Origin of the sequence: Prochlorococcus sp. RS04 (genome assembly GCF_001989455.1) — a bacterium.
Taxonomy (GTDB): Bacteria; Cyanobacteriota; Cyanobacteriia; order PCC-6307; family Cyanobiaceae; genus Prochlorococcus_A.
The window spans coordinates 752,945-766,663 of sequence record NZ_CP018346.1 but is presented as its reverse complement, the minus strand read 5'-3'; the positions used below and the strand labels follow the sequence as shown (position 1 = coordinate 766,663).

At 31.6% G+C, this 13,719-nt stretch carries 14 protein-coding genes and 1 tRNA gene; 5 read left to right on the top strand and 10 right to left on the bottom strand.

Annotated elements, in window-relative coordinates; translation table 11 throughout:
• Positions 1-21: 21 nt before the first annotated feature.
• Positions 22-1,065 carry a PRC-barrel domain-containing protein gene (locus BS621_RS04425; protein WP_077141957.1) on the top strand — a complete coding sequence of 348 codons (1,044 nt, stop codon included), beginning with the start codon at positions 22-24 and terminating at the stop codon, positions 1,063-1,065.
• Positions 1,066-1,068: 3 nt separating this feature from the next.
• Here the strand turns inward: BS621_RS04425 and BS621_RS04420 are convergent, their stop codons facing one another.
• Positions 1,069-2,355 (bottom strand): glycosyl transferase, encoded by a 1,287-nt coding sequence (locus tag BS621_RS04420; RefSeq protein WP_077141956.1) that lies wholly within the window; start codon positions 2,353-2,355, stop codon positions 1,069-1,071.
• A gap of 4 nt (positions 2,356-2,359) precedes the next feature.
• A tRNA-Leu gene (locus BS621_RS04415) sits at positions 2,360-2,441 on the bottom strand.
• 261 nt (positions 2,442-2,702) lie between these two features.
• Here BS621_RS04415 and accC point away from each other — a divergent pair.
• Positions 2,703-4,052, top strand: coding sequence for an acetyl-CoA carboxylase biotin carboxylase subunit (gene accC / locus BS621_RS04410; protein ID WP_025931227.1), 1,350 nt, complete (start codon positions 2,703-2,705; stop codon positions 4,050-4,052).
• Between the two features lie 18 nt (positions 4,053-4,070).
• Here the strand turns inward: accC and BS621_RS04405 are convergent, their stop codons facing one another.
• Complete coding sequence (locus tag BS621_RS04405) at positions 4,071-4,376, bottom strand: YggT family protein (RefSeq protein ID WP_077142665.1); 306 nt, start codon at positions 4,374-4,376, stop codon at positions 4,071-4,073.
• Between the two features lie 90 nt (positions 4,377-4,466).
• Between BS621_RS04405 and psbX the strand changes: the two genes are divergently transcribed.
• Both psbX and BS621_RS04395 read left to right on the top strand, forming a co-directional pair.
• Positions 4,467-4,652: a photosystem II reaction center X protein gene (psbX, locus tag BS621_RS04400; RefSeq protein WP_025931229.1), complete on the top strand. Its 186-nt coding sequence runs from the start codon at positions 4,467-4,469 to the stop codon at positions 4,650-4,652.
• 80 nt (positions 4,653-4,732) lie between these two features.
• Positions 4,733-5,662 carry a Ycf66 family protein gene (locus BS621_RS04395; protein WP_077141955.1) on the top strand — a complete coding sequence of 310 codons (930 nt, stop codon included), beginning with the start codon at positions 4,733-4,735 and terminating at the stop codon, positions 5,660-5,662.
• Here the strand turns inward: BS621_RS04395 and BS621_RS04390 are convergent, their stop codons facing one another.
• The 5 genes from BS621_RS04390 to def are packed head-to-tail and all read right to left on the bottom strand — an operon-like array spanning position 5,663 to position 9,248.
• A complete protein-coding gene (locus BS621_RS04390) occupies positions 5,663-5,938 on the bottom strand; it encodes a chlorophyll a/b-binding protein (protein ID WP_077141954.1) in 276 nt (91 codons plus the stop codon).
• Positions 5,939-5,946: 8 nt separating this feature from the next.
• Positions 5,947-7,929, bottom strand: coding sequence for an ABC transporter ATP-binding protein/permease (locus tag BS621_RS04385; RefSeq protein ID WP_025932900.1), 1,983 nt, complete (start codon positions 7,927-7,929; stop codon positions 5,947-5,949).
• Between the two features lie 42 nt (positions 7,930-7,971).
• Positions 7,972-8,250 carry a hypothetical protein gene (locus tag BS621_RS04380; RefSeq protein ID WP_077141953.1) on the bottom strand — a complete coding sequence of 93 codons (279 nt, stop codon included), beginning with the start codon at positions 8,248-8,250 and terminating at the stop codon, positions 7,972-7,974.
• 46 nt (positions 8,251-8,296) lie between these two features.
• Positions 8,297-8,638 (bottom strand): histidine triad nucleotide-binding protein, encoded by a 342-nt coding sequence (locus tag BS621_RS04375; protein ID WP_077141952.1) that lies wholly within the window; start codon positions 8,636-8,638, stop codon positions 8,297-8,299.
• Between the two features lie 4 nt (positions 8,639-8,642).
• Positions 8,643-9,248: a peptide deformylase gene (gene def / locus BS621_RS04370; RefSeq protein WP_025932903.1), complete on the bottom strand. Its 606-nt coding sequence runs from the start codon at positions 9,246-9,248 to the stop codon at positions 8,643-8,645.
• Between the two features lie 75 nt (positions 9,249-9,323).
• Between def and BS621_RS04365 the strand changes: the two genes are divergently transcribed.
• A complete protein-coding gene (locus tag BS621_RS04365; RefSeq protein WP_077141951.1) occupies positions 9,324-11,249 on the top strand; it encodes an alpha/beta hydrolase family protein in 1,926 nt (641 codons plus the stop codon).
• On the opposite strand, the gene BS621_RS04360 is transcribed toward BS621_RS04365, so the two are convergent.
• Together BS621_RS04360 and BS621_RS04355 are read right to left on the bottom strand one after the other, a co-directional pair.
• The gene (locus tag BS621_RS04360) at positions 11,246-12,499 is read right to left on the bottom strand and encodes an aminotransferase class V-fold PLP-dependent enzyme (RefSeq protein ID WP_077141950.1); all 1,254 of its coding nucleotides are present in this window, start codon (positions 12,497-12,499) and stop codon (positions 11,246-11,248) included. The two genes, BS621_RS04365 and BS621_RS04360, sit on opposite strands and share 4 nt — an antisense overlap.
• Positions 12,499-13,716 (bottom strand): SufD family Fe-S cluster assembly protein, encoded by a 1,218-nt coding sequence (locus BS621_RS04355; RefSeq protein WP_077141949.1) that lies wholly within the window; start codon positions 13,714-13,716, stop codon positions 12,499-12,501. The genes BS621_RS04360 and BS621_RS04355 overlap by 1 nt, the downstream gene beginning before the upstream one ends.
• Positions 13,717-13,719 lie beyond the last annotated feature (3 nt).

Here is a 13,719-nt window from a genome sequence, read left to right as displayed (position 1 = left end):
CAGAATGATAAAAAGAAATTTATGAGCTTGTCTAACACATCTGCTAATAAGAATCTGCCTAACTCAGTTCCTAGCGAACGTTTATGGTTAAGGTCAGAATTAATGGGAACACAAGTAATAACTACTGATACTGGGAGGCGGCTAGGCGTAGTTGGCGAAGTTATTGTTGATATCGATAGAAGAGAGGTTGTTGCTTTGGGACTAAGAGATAATCCACTTACAAGATTTTTACCAGGTTTGCCAAAATGGATGCCTTTAGAAAGTATAAAGCAAGTTGGAGATGTCATATTAGTTGACTCCTTAGATTCTTTGAGTGAGAATTTTTCTCCAGAAAGATATGGAAAGGTAATTAATTGTCAAGTGATTACAGAATCTGGACAACTTTTAGGAAGAGTTCTGGGCTTTTCTTTTGATATTGAGACTGGGGATTTGATATCTCTTGTTATGGGTGCTGTTGGTGTTCCTCTTTTAGGTGAGGGAGTCTTAAGTACTTGGGAAATACCTGTTGAGGAAATTGTAAGTAGTGGTACCGATAGGATTATTGTTTATGAAGGTGCGGAAGAGAAATTGAAGCAGCTTAGTAGTGGATTACTTGAGAAACTTGGAGTTGGGGGTTCTTCCTGGGATGAAAGGGAAGTAAATGGATACTCAGCAAATCTTGTACCTGTTGAGAATCAGTTACTTTCAGGTTCTGAATCGGAACAGCAAAATAATTTGGTCGAGGAATATGAAGAAGTTGTTGAACAAGATGATTATGAAGATGATTATGAAGATGAACTTGAATATGTTGAAATAAAGGGTTCAGCAGAGGAAATAAATAACAGAAAAAAGCTATACATGGAGAATGATGATTCTGATCAGATGGAGAATCAAAAGAGTTTTAATCAAATAGATGAAAAAAACAACATTGATTTTAAGCAAAAAAAACAATCAACTACTAATTTAGCTTCGAAAAGAACAATTCAAAATGCAACTGAAACTTTAGATATTGAGCCACTAGATGAACAAAATTTAGTTCAAGATAATAATAAATCAGAAAAGTTTGAAATTGATGATCCTTGGTAGTTGTTAAAGTTTTTTTATTGAATTAACAATCATAGAAGCAAGTTTTTTTGAAGCACCTTTATCGCCTCTTTCTTTGTGTAGATTATCCCTAATATTTTTTAATTGATCTCTATTTTGAATAAGAGATAATACTTCTCTTGCAATTTTTATTGGCGAAATATTACCTATCCTTTCAGGGACAATCATTTTTTTAGCTTTAATATTTGGCCAAGCAAAAAACTTCTTTTTTTTAAAATAAAAATTTTTGATTATAAAAGTTAGGAATCTATTTATGAATGAAATTTTTCCAATTACTCCAAAAATTCCATCCCATGCATTCATCATATTTAAATGTTGAGTTGGCAGAACAACTAACATTGGAAGACTAATTGCTGCTAATTCTGCTGTATTTGCTCCTACAGTTGTAATTGCAAGATCACATTCTTTCAATATTTCATAACAAGGATGTTTCTTGATTAGATAAATCTTTGTATTTTTTGATGTTTCAATTACATAATCAAAACGAGAGGATTTGAAGTTTTTAATTGTTTTGATTTTTGATGAGTAATATTTAGCAATTGGATTTTTGTTGCTTTGAAAAAATAAATATTCACTTTTATCAGTAGTTGGTGCAATGGGAATTATAAAATTTATATCTTGATTTTCTTCTGCGATATGATCTGCAACTTCTAGGAAGAAAGGGATTCCAACAGAAAGCTTTGCTTTCTTAGAACCAGGCAACAATGCAATGTAGTGTTTTTCTTTATTTCTTAATGATATTTCGCTATTAAGTTTGATATCTGCCATCAAATCGCCAATGACTTTACACTTATATTTGTATCTTTTAGGTATTAACTCTTTTACTTTTATATTCATGGCAGCAATTTCGTTGCTCCATTTAGGCCATCGCGAAACCCATTCAGCATATGTGATATTTAGATAACCTAATCTTTTCGCTAATAAAATACCCCAAAATTGATCCCCACCAAGGAAAATAACTAACCCTTTTTTTGGCCAATTTGCAAAAGAATGTGGATTTATTAATAATTTCCAAAAACTTTTGGATTTTGTAATTAATTCGAATTTATTCCATGAATTTGCAACTAAAAATTCTTTGCCAGTGGCATTTGGGCAAGGAACAAGGACTAACCTAAGAGTGAAATCGTGTTTATCGTCATCACATACTGTTTTTTTTATTTTGTTAAGCTCTTCCACTACAGGATTTACCCATGTAGTTAATTCACCAGGACCATTGGAAATTATAACTACTGCAACTGATTTTTTTTTCATTGCAGTTAAAGCAGAATACATTAAATGCGGACGGCGAGACTTGAACTCGCAAGGCCGAAGCCACACGCTCCTTAGACGTGCGCGTCTACCAATTCCGCCACGTCCGCAAAGGGTTTTCAGCAATCGGATGATACCTAAACCTTAAAGATATAATACATTATTGGCTGAAATTAGTATTTAGTTCGACAAGAATTTTTTTGAAAATGATGAATACTTTTTCTATTGCATAAAACAAATTTTTATACATATATAACGTTTTAGGTTGTATTGTAAAAAATGTCCTCTGATCACTAAAAAATTTTGTTGAATACTTTGGCAAATAATTTTTTTATTTTAAGTCATTTCATTTCTTCAATTTTGTTTTCATAATGGTTGAAAAAGTTTTAATTGCTAATCGTGGAGAAATAGCTTTACGAATTGTCAGAAGTTGTAGAGAACTGGGTATTGCAACTGTTGCAGTTTTTAGCACTGTAGATAAAAAAGCATTGCATGTTCAGCTTGCCGATGAGGCGGTTTGTGTCGGAGATTCATTAAGTAATAAGAGTTACTTAAATATTCCAAATATACTTGCTGCTGCTACATCCAGAGGAGTTGATGCTATTCATCCTGGTTATGGATTTCTTGCGGAAAATGATAAATTTGCTGAGATGTGTAATGATCACGGCATAGTTTTTATTGGCCCATCTCCTAAAGCTATTAGATCTATGGGAGATAAATCTACAGCTAAAGAAACTATGGAAGCAGTTGGAGTTCCAACTGTACCTGGTAGTCAAGGCTTGTTATCAAACGTTGATGAGGCTTATAAATTGGCAGATGAAATAGGCTATCCGGTAATTATTAAAGCGACTGCTGGAGGAGGTGGAAGAGGCATGAGGTTGGTTGAAAACTCAGATAATCTCGAAAAAATGTTTAAAGCAGCTCAAGGAGAAGCAGAAGCAGCTTTTGGTAATGATGGGTTATATATGGAGAAATTTATAAAGAAGCCTAGACATGTAGAAATTCAAATTTTGGCCGACAGGTCGGGTAATGTTGTTCATTTAGGAGAGCGAGATTGTTCTGTTCAAAGAAGGCATCAGAAGTTACTAGAAGAATCTCCTAGTCCTGCAATTAACACTGAGCTTAGAAAAAAAATGGGGAACGCAGCTATTGCAGCTGCAAAAAGTATCGGCTACGAAGGAGCGGGGACAGTTGAATTTTTAGTTGATGATGATAATAATTTTTATTTTATGGAAATGAATACTAGGATTCAAGTTGAACATCCTGTAACTGAAATGGTTACAGGAGTTGATTTAATAGCTGAGCAAATTAAAATCGCAAGCGGAGCAAAATTGGAATTTAATCAGGACGACATCCATTTAAACGGTCACGCTATTGAATGTAGAATCAATGCTGAAGATCCTTCTCACAATTTCCGACCATCACCGGGAAAAATAACTGGATGGCTTCCTCCTGGTGGCCCCGGTGTAAGGGTAGATAGTCATGTTTATACAGGCTATGAAATACCTCCTTTCTATGACTCATTAATTGGTAAACTGATAGTCTGGGGAAAAGATCGTAATACTGCAATTAAACGTATGAATAGGGCTTTAAATGAATGTGCAGTAACAGGTATCCCTACAACAATCAACTTTCATCTAACTTTACTGAATAAATCTAAATTTAAGCAGGGTAAGATACATACTAAATATGTAGAGGAAGAATTATTGCCAAATTACTGAGAAATAATTAAGTGATTTCTATGAAATATGTGTATGTAATGCAAGTTTTATAAGCCCTTGCTGACCGACTAAAATTTCTCTTAAAAAGCTTATAACTCCGATCCAAATTACGGGTCCAACATCAACGCCTCCAATTGGAGGAATTAGTTTTCTGGTTAAATTAAGAATAGAGCTTGATGGTATTGAAATTAATAACCATAACCCTTTACTTAAATCAATTTTTGGGTACCAAGTAAGTATTAATCTTACTAGAAAAACTATAGTCAGATATGAAAGAGAAATTCCTAAACTAATATCTAATATTTGAAGAGAGTTTACAAGCAAGGAAATCACAATTATTTAATTCATCTTAATAAATAACCCATTGAAACGTATTTAATTCGTATTATAAATTGAGAATTTAATATTTAAAAAGTGCTTCAAATCTCAAATTTATTACTAGCCGCAGATTTTTCTGCTGAAGTTGCAAATAATTCCGCAGTTGGAATGCTAGGTAGTTTTATTGCCGCTGCATTACTTATCGTTATTCCAGCCACTGCATTTTTGATTTTTGTTAGCCAGAAAGATTCCCTCGATCGCACTTCTACTGGAAGACGCTAGTTTTTGTAGAAGTTTTAAGTACACTGTATATATAGGGGATATAAGAAACCCTTTTAAAAATAAATTTTTGGAGAAAGAATGTGGTCAATGCTAGTCTCAATTGGGCCAGTATTGTTGGTATAGTTCTCGCGGTATGTGGAGGAGGCCTTTATTTTTTGAGGTCTTTTAAGCCTGCCTTGGCACGGGATTATGATGTTTTCTTCGCAGCAATAGGACTTTTGTGCGGAGGAATATTATTTTTTCAAGGCTGGAGGTTAGATCCTATCCTTCAGTTTGGTCAATTTTTATTAGCAGGAACTACAGTTTTTTTCGCATATGAAAGTGTGCGATTAAGGGGAGTTGCAACTGATCAAGCTAGAAGGTCAAGTTATTTTGATGATGATTCTATTTCTGATGTTCCCAGAAATTATAGGGGCCGAATTAATGACGATTATGATAGGTTTGAAGAATCTGAAAGACCATCCAGAAGATTTAAACCTCAAGAAGATGAATTTGAAGAGGAATATACGGAGGGGAGATCTCGTAGGAGGAGTGTTTCAAGAGCTATACCCTCTGCTGCAGCGAGTAGAAGTAGGTCATCTACAAGGGAAATAAGTCAGTTTGAAAATGATGAACCTATAAGAAGGAGAAGACAGACTTCTGAAGATAGAAATAATAAAAGACCAGAAACAAATAACTTTGGTGAGAGAAGAAATTTATCTCGCGACGAAGTTAAAACAGGGTCAAGACCCAGAATGAATCGCACAGTTTCTAGACAAGATAATAACTCTGCTCCTGGTGACTCTTCCCCATTAAGAAAGAAACCTACTAGATCCCCTATTAGGCAGCAAACCTCAACAGCTCAAGTAGAAGATGCTTCATTTAAAGATGCTAATCAAGTCAAAAAATCAAGTGGAACTCGTAGAGTAAGCTCTTCACCAAGATCAAGTTCAAAAAATCAAAATAGTAGATATAACGTTGGCACAAACAAGAAGAAACCTAGAGATAACAGTTCTAGATTTGATGATTAATTAAAAGATTCCTGCCCATTTTAAAAACGATTGTTTACTAAATAATTCAATCAATACTATTGCAAGGAAGCCAATCATTGCAAATCTTCCATTAGTTATTTCAGAATAACTACTCCACCCAAATTTATATTCATCATTAATTTCTATAGATTTTTCATCTAATTTATTTTCTCCAGTTTGTTCACTGATGTAATTTGGATCTTTCTGCTGGTCTATAAAACTCTCATCCTCTAAATTAGTGACTTCTGAGTTAGTATGATCTTCTTTAGAATTCATTTTTTTTGTTAATCCTTAAAATTATACTTATCCGAAGTCAATAATTTCCATTCTCCTTGTCCATTTAATTCTAAAATATTCTCGTGAAAGTCTTTTAAGCTAGGCCTGTGCCCAACACTAATAAGAGAAAGTTCTCGTTTCTTTAATAAACTATATAATTTTTTTTCAGTATTAATATCTAAAGCACTTGTTGCTTCATCAAGTACTGCAAATCTTGGAGAATTTAGTAAAAGTCTCGCAAAAGCCAGTCTTTGTTGCTCGCCTAGGGAAAGAATTCTTGGCCAATCTTGCTTGATATCAAGATTAGGATACCGATCAACTAAGGTTTTTAAATTTACTTCATGAAGTACAGAAGTAAGATGTTCATCACTAAATTTCTTAACTTCTGTGGGATAACATAATTGTTCCCTTAAAGAACCAAGTAACATATATGGTTTTTGAGGTATGAATAATAATTCCCCAATTTTTGGTTTTTTAATTATTCCCTGATCGGGTTCCCATAAACCACTAATCATTCTTAGTAAAGATGTTTTTCCGCACCCAGATGGTCCTACAACCAAAAGTGATTGGTTATTGTCGATGCTCAAATTTAAATTTTTAATTATTGTTTTATTTGATCCTGGTGGGCAAAGGTCAGCATTATTGATAAGAATTGAGGGGTAATCAGAAATAACGTTTTGATTGCTTGTTGGGTTGGTTTGACTAATTGATTCAACTTTTGATTGGAATCCTTCTAATCTGCCAATACCAGCAGTAAATTTTGCAAGTTCTTCGATTTGATTAACAATGAAAAATAACGAACCTTCAACCATTCCAAATGCAAAGCTTGCCTGAATAAAGCGTCCATAATCAATATCACCTTTAAAGTAAGGGATTGCCATTATTAAATATGGAAAGAAATTTCCAGCATAATTAATGGATCTTCTCATGACGTCTATTATTACTCTCCATATAATCAGTAAATTAAAGTTTCGCACCACTTCTCCCAAACGTCTTTCAGTTTCACTTCGCTCAGGATTCTCCCCAGAGTAAAAGGCTATTGATTCAGCATTATCTCTAATATGTACTAGACCATATCGAAAATCTGCTTCATATCTGAGTTGATCAAAGTCAATCTTTACAAGATTTTTTCCAGCAATTAAAAGGATAGAAGTTGCAAATGCAGCGTAACCAAACAAAGAAAAAGTAAGTGTTGTACTAATACTCCATAAAATAAGAATATTAAGTGAAAATGTTAGTAGGGCATCAAAAATACCTAATGTGAAAGAGAGGCTTTGCCCGGTAAAAGCTCGGGTATCATCTGTGATTCTTTGATCAGGATTATCTACATCGGTTTGTTCTTCATCATTGGGATTTAATTGGTAATAAGCTTTATTAGTCATATAATCTTTGACTAAACTTTTAGATAGCCATTCTCTCCAAATTATTCCTAACTTATATGTAAAAAATATTTGGGAAACACGTATTGGTAGAGCCACAGCAAAACAACAAGCGTAAATTCCCAAAATCCGATAAAACCCATCTTCTTGTTTTTCTACTAAAGCATTTGTTAAATCTCTCGCAATGAATCCAATACCTGCGTTTATTCCGTTTACAGCTAAAAGCATTAATACAATTATCGCAAGGAATAACCAATGTAACCATCTACGATTTTTTAATTGACGCCTTAAGCTAAAAAAGCTCCCTGATCCAATTAGAAATAAGGCAGAGAAAAGCAATCCCCAGCTACCAGCCCAAATTGAATTGACGGTACTTACTACACCTCCGAAATACTTTTCAAGAAAAATTGGTTGAAAGCTTTCAAAAAAACTTATTATTCCTGTAAGTCCAACAAGTACTATTCCACCAACGCAAAATAAAAGAGAAATCAAAAGCCATATGAATTGAAACCCATTACATTGGTCTATGGGAAGAAAAAAAGGCTGAGATAGCTTCCTTAATTTTTGTAATTGGTATAGTATTTTGGATTTATTATTAACTGCTTTATTCATCGCTCGACAAGTTTTATAAAATAAATTATAACTTTTAGCAGTCTATTGACCAAAGCCAATAAATGAAAGTGCCCAGTCAGGTAAATTTAAGTAATTCAAGATTGTCATATCAAATTTATGTACATTTGGAAAAGATTTATCTAATACCCACCATAAAAGAAAAGGTAGATTAAATAAAATTTGTAATTGCCATTTATAAGTTAAAACTTTCCAAATTTTAATTAATTTAGTTTTAAGTGAATCGTCTAGCTCTTCCCAATTTTTTAATATTAGATTGAATAAATTTTTGGATTCTGTATTTAAGGAGTCTGGTGTATTCATTTTGTTTTTACTTATTTATAACCCATAAACATTTCTTTCGAGAGTTTTAACCTGGGGGCCAATTCATTTTTCTTCCAGATAAAAAATGAATATGTAAATGAAAAACTGTTTGTCCCGATTCTGCTCCAGTATTAATTACTGTTCTCCAATTAGTTAAATTTTTTGATTTAGCTATTTTGCTACCAACAAAAAGTAAATGCCCTAATAAATTTGCATCTTCTTCAAAACAATTTAATAAACTAATAATCGGCTTTTTTGGGATCACTAAAAAATGTACTGGTGCTTGCGCTTGGATATCATTAAACGCGATACAAAACTTATCTTCATAAAGCTTATCGCAGGGTATTTCTTCATTAATTATTTTTTGAAAAATTGTAGTTTCGGTCATTAGATTAATTAATAGAAATTACGTCTTTTTCGTTAAACCCTTCCTTTATAAGTTCTTTGTTTAAATCATCTTTTGATGTAACTCTATCAACAAATAATATTCCGTTTAAGTGATCCATTTCGTGTTGAATACACCTCGCCAGGAGTCCATCTGCTTTCATTTTACGAGGTCTCCCCATTTCATCTCTAAATTTTAATTTGATAGTTGATGGTCGAACAACATTCAAATAGACGCCAGGTATACTCAAGCAGCCTTCTTCGTATGAATTAAGAGTTGTTCCAAAGTCTGTAATTTCTGGATTGATTAATATTAGAGGTTCTGCTGCTGAATCTTCAAAATTTACATCTATGACAAGAAGCTCTTTGTTGATGCCAATTTGTGGTGCGGCAAGTCCAATTCCTTTAGCTGCATACATGCTTTGAAGCATTTCTCTAACAAGTTTTCTAATCGATTCATCAACCTTAGTTATTCTTTTGGCATTTTGTCTTAATACATCATCACCAAGTTTATAAATTTCTAAAGATGGCTTACCTGTTTGTTCTTTTGCAATTTTTTCCGAGCTTCCATTCGTTCTTGACTTTTTTGCAAGTTGTGAAAAATGGTTTGCCACGTTAAAAAAGTTTTTAATTATAAGTTTAGCTATAAAAATACTAGCACTTTAAATTACGTTATTTATGATTTTTATATGAGTAATAATGATAAGCTAAAAGTTAAGCAAATTGAATCTAAAAAAATATCTTTTAAGGAATTAACTATTATTAGGGATACCATTTTTTGGATTGATGTTGTTTGTGAAAGTCAAAATGAAAATGCAATTTTTGCAAGACCATTTAATGATAAAGAAGCGTTTCCTCAGAAATTAACAAGTAAAAAATATAATATTAAAAATAATTTTCATGGATATGGTGGTAAATCTTATAAATGTATAAATATTAAAAATAATTTTTATTTGATATGGATAGATCAGATTACTAAGGCAGTATGGTTTCAAATTTTTAAAGAGGCAGCTTCAAATGATAGAAGCCAAAATAAATATCTCGTTCCTGTTCAAGAACCTAGTCAATTATCTAAATCAATTGATGGAAATTTTGATTCTTCTTTTGTTATTTCTGAAAAAAATTTTTTGTATGGAATTTGCGAAATAAATAATAGGGATTATTTATTTTCTTTAAATTTAAAAAAAACTAAACAAGATATTCATCGAATAAAAAAATTTAAAAATTTTGCTGCAGAATTATCTTCTAATACCTCTGCCAACTTACTTTCTTGGATAGAGTGGGATTCTCCTTATATGCCCTGGGAGAAAAATGAACTGTTTTTTGCTCAAATAGATTTAGATGGCGAGATACAAAAAATAAACAAATTTTCAAATAAGCTAATAAATTCCAAAAAAAACGTTTCTTTTTTTCAACCCTATTGGATCAGTGAAACACTTTTAGTATGTTCTGAAGATAGTTCTGGATGGTGGAACTTATTGTTTTTAGATGTTAGTAAAATTGAGAGTATTGTTATTAAGAAAAGAGTAAAGAGAAATTTGATTGAATATGGAGCACCGCAATGGGTTACTGGAATAACATATTTTTCAGGGAATATAAAAAATTTATTTTGTGTCGCAAAAAAAGAAAATAGTTTAATAGTTGAACAGTATGAAGATCTTGAATTTGTGAAAGAATTTTCTACTCCTTTTACCTCAATAAGTGATTTCAGCGTTTTTAGGAAAAAAGTTCTTTTTAAAGGTTATGGATTTGATTTTTTGGGAATTTTATTTGAAATTGATTTTGCAAAAAAAGTTTTATCAAATTTTTCTGAGCAGATATTTTGTGATCATATAGAAGATTGTTCAAAACCTGAAACATTTTGGTTTAAAGGTTTTGAAGCTAAATCTACTCATTCTTTTCTTTATAAACCGCTTGTTGAAAATTTTAAAAAGCCACCGCTTCTTGTTAGAGCACATAGTGGACCAACTTCATGTTTTGATGGTTCATATAATTCTGAAGTACAATATTGGACGTCGAAGGGATTTTTTGTTGCTGAAGTCAATTATGGAGGATCATCAGGATTTGGGAAAGCATATAGAGAGAGGTTGAATCATAAATGGGGTATTGTTGATTCTTATGATTGCAAAGCACTAGCTCTTGAATTGATTAAATCAAATCAAGTTGATAGAGAAAAAGTAGTAATTTTTGGGAATAGTGCAGGTGGGTTAACTGCCTTGAATTGTTTATTATATGGTTCAATTTTTACAGCGGCAATTTGCAAATATCCTGTTCTTGATTTGAAGGATATGCATTACAACACGCATAGGTTTGAGAAAGATTATTTAAATTCTTTGGTAGGAAATTATGCAAAAAATCGTAATGATTATATAGATAGATCGCCGATAAAACATATGTATAAAATAAAAAAACCTATCTTATTGTTTCATGGAAAAAAAGATACTGTTATTTCTTATAAACAAACTTTAAAAATTCAAGAAATTTTAAATCAGAATAATAAATATTCAGAAGTTATTTTTTTCGATAATGAAGGGCATGGTTTTAGAAACCTTGAAAATAAAAAAGTAGTAATGCAAAAATCTCAGGAATTTTTAAAAAATGCTTTGAATATTTAAGAATTGATTTTTAGAAAATCAATAGTATCTCTTAATTTTTCTATAAACATATCAATTTCTTCCTTATTGGTTGTGAAATTCATGCTTATTCTTGCTGTTGATTTAATTCCAATATATCTGTGAAGAGGTTGACAGCAATGGTGACCACTTCTGATGCAAATTCCTTTTGAATCAAGAATTTCAGCAATATCATTTGAATGTATATTTTTTATATAAAAGGTGGCAAGTGAGGCCCTGTCTGGATCTATCTCCGGCGATGGACCTATGATTTCAATATTTTCTATTTGATTTAATTTTTCAAATAAATATTTAGTAATAGTCTTTTCATATTTATGAATTTCATCCAATCCAATATTGTTTATATAATTAATTGCTTCTGCAAGACCTATTGCTTCTGCAATGGCTGGAGTTCCAGCTTCAAATTTGTGTGGTAGCTCTGCCCAAGTACTTGTCTCTTCAAAAACATCTTGAATCATTTCGCCACCTCCAAAGAGAGGAGGAATTTTTTCTAGGATTTCTTTTCTTGACCAGAGGAAACCAATACCTGTTGGACCGCATAGTTTATGTCCTGATCCAGCTAAAAAATCTATATTAAGATCAATCACATCCAGTTTTTGATGAGCCAAACTTTGGCATGCATCTATTAACACTAAAGAACCTTTTTGTTTAGCTAATTTAGTTATTTCCTTTATTGGATTACAGCAACCTAGAGTATTACTAACATGTACTAGGCTAACCATTTTAGTTCTAGATGTAAGTTTTGATTTAAAGTCGTCTATATCTAATTTCCCATCTTTATCTATACCTATAAATTTTAATTTGCATTTATTTTTTGCTGCAACCATTTGCCATGGAACAATATTGCTATGATGCTCCATTATTGATAAAAGAATTTCATCATTTTCTTTTAATGAATATTCGCCCCATGATCTAGCTACTAGATTGATTGCCTCAGTAGCATTTCTAGTGAAAATAATTTCTTTTTCTGTATTCGCTTTTATATATTTGCTAATTAAATATCGTGCATTTTCAAATTCTTTTGTTGCCTTAGCACTTAATTGATGTGCCCCTCTATGTACATTGGCATTAAAGTTTTTGTAATATTCATCAATTTTTTGTAATACTTGTATTGGTTTTTGTGTGGTTGCAGCATGGTCTAGATAAATAATTTGCTCATTACTTCTTAAGTTCTTATTTAAAAGAGGAAAGTCTTTCTTCGTTATTTTAGGAAAATTTTGAATCGTTTCCATTAATTTTCATTTAAAAGTTTATCAAGTAAATCCCATCTATCTTTTGAAATGGGAATAAATGAAATTATTTCTTGAAAGTAAGAACTTAATTGTAGTTTACTTGCTTCTGTTAATGTGATCCCTCTTGTTCGCATATAAAAAAGTTCTTCTTCGTTTAGTTGTGAAATTGTAGCTCCATGTTTGCATTTGACATCGTCAGCAATTATTTCTAATTGAGGTTTTGTATCTATTTGTGCGAGATTTGATAAGAGTAAATTTCTGCTTAATTGGGAAGCATCAGTTCTCTGGGCAATTTTCGGAACTATTATTGAACCTTCAAATATTGCATGTGATTTATCATCAGCAAGTGATTTATTAATTTGATCTAGAAATCCATTTGGGCCATTAAATTCTATTTTTGTATAGGTTGAAATCTGCTCATCTTTTTTTGTTATTTGCATACCTTTGATAGTTGTTTTAGCGTTTCCCGCAGATTGTTTAATACTAATTTCAAATCTCGCGTAATTGAATTTGAAATGTAAAGATCCTAAGTTGTATGAACTATTTTTTTGTTGAATCACATTGAGAGAATTTAATAGATTTGATCTGTTTTCACCGTAAGAAACAACACCATGATTTAAAGAACTATTTTCTTTCAAGCAAAAGAAAGTTGATTGAGATAATGAAGAGTTTTCTTTACCAAGATTTACTTGTAATAATTCAACATCACAATTTTTTTCTAAAAATATAACGAGGGTTTTTGCGTTAAAAGAATTACTTGATGCATGACTAAAAATTTCAATAGGAGGAATTTTTGATCCATTTATTTTTAATCCCAAAATATTATTTTTACAACTTAAAGACAGATTTAGTAGTTCACTCCAGTTTTCGTTTTGCTTAAAAAAAGATATCTGTTCTTTGATATATTTTTGTAATTCATCCTCACTTAATTGCTGTATTGAATAATTTTTCTTTATTAATTTAATTTGGCAATTCTCACCAATTATTAATCTAATAGTACTTTGAGAATGTTTAGGATATGGTATAGCGAATGTTGAATCTTTTTCATTAACTGAGTAATCTAAAAAGTTTGATAATTTTGATTTATTTGAAAGTCTCCATAGTTCACTTTTAGGATTAGGGAGAGGGCTCGATTGTAATTTATGAAGACAGATTTTTTGTATTTCTGTTAGGTTATTGTTAGATTTATTGGTTTTTATTTTTTCAATAATTTCCATTTG

What these genes read in the sequence shown, in the direction of transcription:
- BS621_RS04425 (WP_077141957.1), top strand. Translation starts at nt 22, where the DNA reads ATGAGCTTGTCTAACACATCTGCTAATAAGAATCTGCCTAACTCAGTT.
- BS621_RS04420 (WP_077141956.1), bottom strand. Translation starts at nt 2,355, where the DNA reads ATGTATTCTGCTTTAACTGCAATGAAAAAAAAATCAGTTGCAGTAGTT.
- accC (WP_025931227.1), top strand. Translation starts at nt 2,703, where the DNA reads ATGGTTGAAAAAGTTTTAATTGCTAATCGTGGAGAAATAGCTTTACGA.
- BS621_RS04390 (WP_077141954.1), bottom strand. Translation starts at nt 5,938, where the DNA reads ATGAATTCTAAAGAAGATCATACTAACTCAGAAGTCACTAATTTAGAG.
- BS621_RS04385 (WP_025932900.1), bottom strand. Translation starts at nt 7,929, where the DNA reads ATGAATAAAGCAGTTAATAATAAATCCAAAATACTATACCAATTACAA.
- BS621_RS04380 (WP_077141953.1), bottom strand. Translation starts at nt 8,250, where the DNA reads ATGAATACACCAGACTCCTTAAATACAGAATCCAAAAATTTATTCAAT.
- BS621_RS04375 (WP_077141952.1), bottom strand. Translation starts at nt 8,638, where the DNA reads ATGACCGAAACTACAATTTTTCAAAAAATAATTAATGAAGAAATACCC.
- BS621_RS04365 (WP_077141951.1), top strand. Translation starts at nt 9,324, where the DNA reads ATGAGTAATAATGATAAGCTAAAAGTTAAGCAAATTGAATCTAAAAAA.
- BS621_RS04360 (WP_077141950.1), bottom strand. Translation starts at nt 12,499, where the DNA reads ATGGAAACGATTCAAAATTTTCCTAAAATAACGAAGAAAGACTTTCCT.
- BS621_RS04355 (WP_077141949.1), bottom strand. Translation starts at nt 13,716, where the DNA reads ATGGAAATTATTGAAAAAATAAAAACCAATAAATCTAACAATAACCTA.